Raw genomic sequence first — 6,174 nt, 5'->3', positions numbered from 1 at the left:
TGGCGGGTGGCGTGGCCGTGATGACGACACCGGATCTGCTGGTCGAGTTCTCCCGCCAGCGCGGACTCGCACCGGACGGGCGATGCAAGGCATTCGCCGCCGCCGCCGACGGCACCGGATTCGCCGAAGGCGCCGGGGTGCTCGTCCTGGAGCGGCTGTCGGACGCCGAGCGGAACGGCCACCGGGTGCTGGCGGTGGTGCGTGCTTCGGCCGTCAACCAGGACGGTGCCTCCAACGGGCTGACGGCGCCGAATGGTCCGTCGCAGCAGCGGGTGATCCGGCAGGCGCTGGCGAGTGCCGGGCTTGCTGCCCGGGATGTGGACGCGGTGGAGGCGCACGGTACGGGGACGACGCTGGGCGATCCGATCGAGGCGCAGGCCCTGTTGGCCACCTACGGTCAGGACCGGGACCCGGAGCGGCCGTTGCTGCTGGGCTCGGTGAAGTCCAACATCGGACACACCCAGGCGGCCGCGGGTGCCGCCGGACTCATCAAGATGGTTCTGGCCCTGCGTAACGGTGTGCTGCCACGAACCCTGCATGTCGATGAGCCCTCCCCGCATGTCGACTGGAACGCCGGGGCCATCGAGCTGCTGACCGAGCAGACCATGTGGCCCGACCAGGGCCGACCGCGCCGCGCCGGGGTGTCCGCGTTCGGAGTGAGCGGCACCAACGCCCATGTGATCCTCGAACAGGCACCGGAGCCGGACAAGAGCGGTGAGCCGGACGAGAACGGTGAGCCGGACACCGAACGGGCGGGGCTGCCCGTGGTGCCATGGGTGCTGTCGGGCGCTGGGGCGGCCGGGCTACGGGCGCAGGCCCAGCGGTTGGCATCCTTCGTGCGGCAGAACCCCGAACTCGACCCGGTGGATGTGGGATGGTCCCTGGTCGAGACCCGCGCGACCCTGTCGCACCGCGGGGTCGTCGTGGGCGCGGACCGCGCGGAACTGCTGCGCGAGCTGGACGCCATCGAGACCGGCGGCGCTGCCCAGCCCGGTCGCTCGGTGGTGTTTGTCTTCCCGGGGCAGGGGTCGCAGTGGGTCGGGATGGCGTTGGGGCTGATGGAGTCCTCGCCGGTGTTCGCGGGGCGGATGCGTGAGTGTGCGGATGCGCTTGCTCCGTTGGTGGAGTGGTCGCTGTTCGATGTGCTGGGGGATGAGGCGGCGTTGGGCCGTGTCGATGTGGTGCAGCCGGTGTTGTGGGCGGTGATGGTGTCGCTGGCCGAGCTGTGGCGTTCGTACGGTGTCGAGCCCGCTGCCGTGATTGGTCATTCGCAGGGTGAGATCGCGGCGGCGTGTGTGGCGGGTGGTCTGTCGCCGGCGGATGGCGCGCGGGTGGTGGCCTTGCGGAGCAAGGCGCTGCTGGCCTTGTCGGGTCGGGGCGGGATGGTGTCCGTCCCGGTGCCCGTCGACCGGCTCCGTGCCCGCCCCGGGTTGTCGGTGGCGGCGGTGAATGGTCCGGCGTCCACGGTGGTGTGCGGTGCGGATGAGGTGCTGGACGCGGTGTTGGCGGAGTTCCCGGAGGCCAGGCGGATTCCGGTGGATTACGCCTCGCATTCGGTGCAGGTGGAGGAGATTCGGGGGGAGCTGGCGGAGGCTCTGGCGGGTGTGGAGCCGCGGGGCGGGCAGGTGCCGTTCTATTCGACGGTGACCGGGCGGGTCATGGACACTGTGGAGCTGGACGCCGGGTACTGGTATCGGAATCTGCGCGAGACCGTGGACTTCCAGGGCGCCATTGAGACCCTCATACGCCAGGGCCATACGGTGTTCGTCGAGGCCAGCCCGCATCCGGTGCTGACCATCGGCATCCAGGACACCGCCGATGCGATGGGCACCAACATCGTGGCCACCGGTTCGCTCCGCCGTGACGAGGGAGGAGTGGATCGGTTCCTGACGTCGCTGGCCGAGGTGTCCATCGGCGGTGCCGAGGTCAACTGGCAGGCGGTCTTCGCCGGTACCGGTGCTCGGCGCGTCGAATTGCCCACCTATGCCTTCCAGCGTGAGCGGTTCTGGCTGACGCCATCCACGCGCACCGGCGACGCATCCGGACTGGGACTGGGCGCCGTTGACCATCCGCTGCTGGGCGCGGCGGTGCCGCTCCCGGACGCGGATGGCTGTGTGCTGACCGGTGCGCTGTCGCTGGCCGGGCAGCCGTGGCTGGCCGACCACGCCGTCCTCGGCATGGTGCTTCTTCCGGGCACCGCGTTCGTGGAACTCGCGCTTCAGGCGGGGGCGCGGTTCGGCTGCGACACACTGGAGGAGCTGACGCTGCATGAGCCGCTTGTCGTGCCCGACCAGGAGACCGTGCAGCTCCAGGTGTCGGTCGGCGGCCCGGATCACCTCGGAAACCGCCCCCTCACGGTGTTCTCCCGCCGCGAGGGCGACTGGATACGCCACGCCGGCGGCACGCTGCGCGCGGGCGAGCATGGCGATCCGCCCGCGTACCTTTCTTCCTGGCCACCGGCCGGTGCCCAGCCGGTCGACGTCACCGAGCTGTACCCGGCGATGGCCGAGCGGGGCTATCAGTACGGCCCCGCCTTCCATGGTCTGCGGGCGGCGTGGATTCGTGACGGCGAGGTGTTCCTGGACGTGGCGTTGCCCGAACAGGTAGTGGGCGACGCCGCCCGATGCGGAGTGCATCCCGCGTTGCTGGACGCGGCCCTACAGGGCATCGGCCTGGGCGCCTTCGTGAGCGAGCCGGATCAGGCACATCTCCCCTTCTCCTGGAGCGGGGTGACCCTGCACGCGGTGGGTGCGACCACCCTGCGGGTGGCGCTCAGCCCGGCGGGTCCGGATACGGTGGCCATTCGGATGGCGGACACCACCGGGGCGCCCGTGCTGTCCATCGACACGCTGGCGATGCGTCCGGTGGCGGAGAGCCGACTGCTCGAAGTGGCCGATGGCAGCCGGAGCGACGCACTGTTCCGGCTTGACTGGAAGGAGCTTCCACTCCCCACGGGCGCCGTCGGCTCGCAGGCTCTGTCCTGGGGCCTGCTGGGCGGCCACGACGAACCGCGCCTGACCGCCGCGCTGACCGTGGACGATGTGCCGCCGCAGCGCCATCGGGACCTCGCCGCCGTCGGCCAGGTGCCGGATGTGCTGGTCCTGCCGTGTCTGCCCGAGGCGGACGACGGTCCGGCCCCGGAAGCGATCTCGGCCACCCTGCGCCGAGTGCTGGAGGTGGTGCGGGATTGGCTCGCGGACACGCGATTCACCGATACCCGCCTGGTGGTGCTCACTCGCCGCGCGGTGGCCACAGCCACCGGGGACGACGTGGCGGATCTGGCGGCAGCCTCCGTACGAGGGCTCCTGCGCACCGCACAGCAGGAGAACCCCGACCGGCTCGTCGTGATCGACCACGACGATTCGGACCTCGGGGTGCTGCCCGCGGTGCTCGCGGCAGGGGAACCCGAAGTGGCCATCCGGACCGGGACGGTACTGGTGCCCAGGCTGGTCAAGGCGCCCGTACCGGACGGGAAGACCCCCGCGTGGGACACCGGCACCGTACTGATCACCGGCGGGACGGGGACCCTCGGCGGTCTGGTCGCCCGCCACCTGGTGACCGCCCACGGCGCGAATGACCTGGTGTTGGCCAGTCGCGGCGGTGCCACCGCGGCCGGTGCCGCGGACCTGGCCGCCGAACTCGAGGCGCTCGGCGCCCGCATCCGCGTCGCCGCCTGCGATGTGGCCGATCGTGCCGAGCTGACCGCCCTGCTTGCCACCATTCCGGCGTTGCGCGCCGTCGTTCACACCGCCGGGGTGCTGGACGACGGTGTCATCGGCTCGATGACCGCCGAACGCGTGGAAACCGTCCTACGGCCGAAGGCGAACGCGGCCTGGCACCTGCACGAGCTGACACGTCGGCTGGACCTGGACGCGTTCGTGCTGTTCTCCTCCGCCACCGGAGTGCTGGGCAGCGCCGGGCAGGGCAACTACGCCGCTGCCAACGCCTTCCTCGACGCGCTGGCCACCCACCGGCGGGCCCAGGGACTCGCCGCGGTGTCGGTGGCCTGGGGTCTGTGGCAGCAGCGCAGTGGCCTGACCGCACACCTGTCGGAGGAGGATGTGGCGCGGATGACCCGTACGGGCGCCGTTCCCCTGTCCGACGAGCGTGGTCTGGAGCTGTTCGACGCCGCGTGCCGAAGCGGCGAACCCACCCTCGTGGCCACCCCGCTGCACCTGCGGGCGGTGGTGGCCACCGGCACGGTGCCACCCGTGCTGAGCGCGCTGGCACCGACCCCGCCGCGCCGGGCCGCCGAGGCCGGTGACGGTGGGGTGGCACTGCGGAAGAGCCTGGCCGAGATGCCGGACGCGGAACGGGGCCAGACCGTACTGGAGCTGGTACGCGGGCAGGTCGCCGCGGTGCTACGGCACCCGGACGCGTCGGCGATCGATCCGGCGCGGACCTTCCAGGAGATCGGCTTCGACTCCCTGACCGCGGTGGAACTGCGCAACCGGCTGGGTGCCACCACCGGCATCAGGCTGGCCGCGACCGCGATCTTCGACTATCCGACCCCGGCGGCGCTGGCGGAACATGTGCTCGCCGAGGTTGCGCCGGAGACCGCCGACCCGGTCGCGGCGCGGCTCAGGGAGCTGGACAAGGTCGCCGCCATGATTTCGGTGATGGCGGAGGACGACACCATGCGCGAGCAGTTGTCCTCGCGGATGGAGACCATCGTTTCGATGTGGGCTGACCTGCACCGTCCGGCGCGGTCGAGCAACGTTGAGGGAGACCTGGAATCGGCCTCGCTCGACGACATGTTCGGAATCATCGACCAGGAACTCGATGGGTCATGAGCAGCGAGAACGTCCGACCGGGGATCGAGGGGACTGGCACGGGGATGTCGAACGACGAAAAGGTACTCGAGTACCTCAAGAAGCTCACCGCCGATCTGCGCCAGACGCGTCAGCGCCTGGCGGATGTCGAGGCCAAGAGCCGCGAGCCGATCGCGATCATTGGCATGAGCTGTCGTTTTCCGGGTGGAGTCAGCTCGCCGGAAGACCTGTGGCGGCTGACGGAGTCGGCGGTGGACGCGGTCTCCGGCTTCCCCACCGACCGCGGCTGGGATCTGGACGGCCTGTACGACCCGGATCCGGATCGCGCGGGCCGGTCCTACGCCCGAGAGGGCGCGTTTCTCCCCGACGCCGGCCACTTCGACCCCGGCCTCTTCGGTATCTCGCCGCGTGAGGCGCTGGCGATGGATCCCCAGCAGCGGCTGCTGCTGGAGGCATCATGGGAGGCCCTGGAGCGGGCGGGTATTCCGACCGACTCCCTGAAGGGCAGCCGGACCGGGGTGTTCGCCGGACTGATGTCCTCCGACTATGTCTCGCGGCTGTCGGCCGTTCCGGACGAGCTGGAGGGGTACGTCGGAATCGGCAGCGCGGCGAGCGTCGCGTCCGGCCGGGTGTCGTACACGCTGGGGCTCGAGGGTCCGGCGGTGACGGTGGATACGGCGTGTTCGTCGTCGCTGGTGGCGTTGCATCTGGCGGTGCAGGCGCTGCGGAACGGTGAGTGCTCGCTGGCGCTTGCGGGCGGTGTCACGGTGATGGCGACACCCGGCACCTTTGTCCAGTTCTCCCGTCAGCGCGGCCTGGCCGCCGATGGGCGGTGCAAGGCGTTCGCTGGGGCGGCGGACGGCACCGGCTGGGGCGAGGGCGTGGGGATGCTGGTGGTGGAGCGGTTGTCGGATGCTGAGCGCAATGGTCATCGGGTGTTGGCGGTGGTGCGGGGTTCGGCGGTGAATCAGGATGGTGCGTCGAATGGGTTGACGGCGCCGAATGGTCCGTCGCAGCAGCGGGTGATCCGGCAGGCGCTGGCCAATGCTCGTTTGTCGGCGGTGGATGTCGACGCGGTGGAGGCGCATGGTACGGGTACGGCGTTGGGTGATCCGATCGAGGCGCAGGCGTTGCTGGCCACGTATGGTCAGGATCGTGATCCGGGTCGGCCGTTGTTGCTGGGTTCGGTGAAGTCGAATATTGGTCATACGCAGGCGGCGGCGGGTGTGGCTGGTTTGATCAAGATGGTGATGGCGTTGCGGTATGGGGTGTTGCCGCGGACGTTGCATGTGGATGAGCCGTCGCCGCATGTGGATTGGTCGGTTGGTGGGGTGGAGTTGCTGACCGAGCAGGTGGTGTGGCCGGATGTGGATCGGCCGCGTCGGGTGGGTGTGTCGGCGTT

At 70.4% G+C, this 6,174-nt stretch carries 2 protein-coding genes; both read left to right on the top strand.

The features are described from left to right. Positions 1 to 4,793, top strand: a 4,793-nt coding sequence (locus tag KN815_RS40940; RefSeq protein WP_216346863.1) for a type I polyketide synthase, incomplete at its 5' end; no start/stop codon positions are given. 44 nt (positions 4,794 to 4,837) lie between these two features. Beyond that, positions 4,838 to 6,174 (top strand): type I polyketide synthase (locus KN815_RS40935; protein ID WP_216346864.1); only part of this gene is annotated, 1,337 nt, incomplete at its 3' end.

Origin of the sequence: Streptomyces niphimycinicus (assembly GCF_018883605.1) — a bacterium.
In the GTDB taxonomy this organism is placed as follows: domain Bacteria; phylum Actinomycetota; class Actinomycetes; order Streptomycetales; family Streptomycetaceae; genus Streptomyces; species Streptomyces niphimycinicus.
This window is presented reverse-complemented; position numbering and strand designations above follow the sequence as displayed.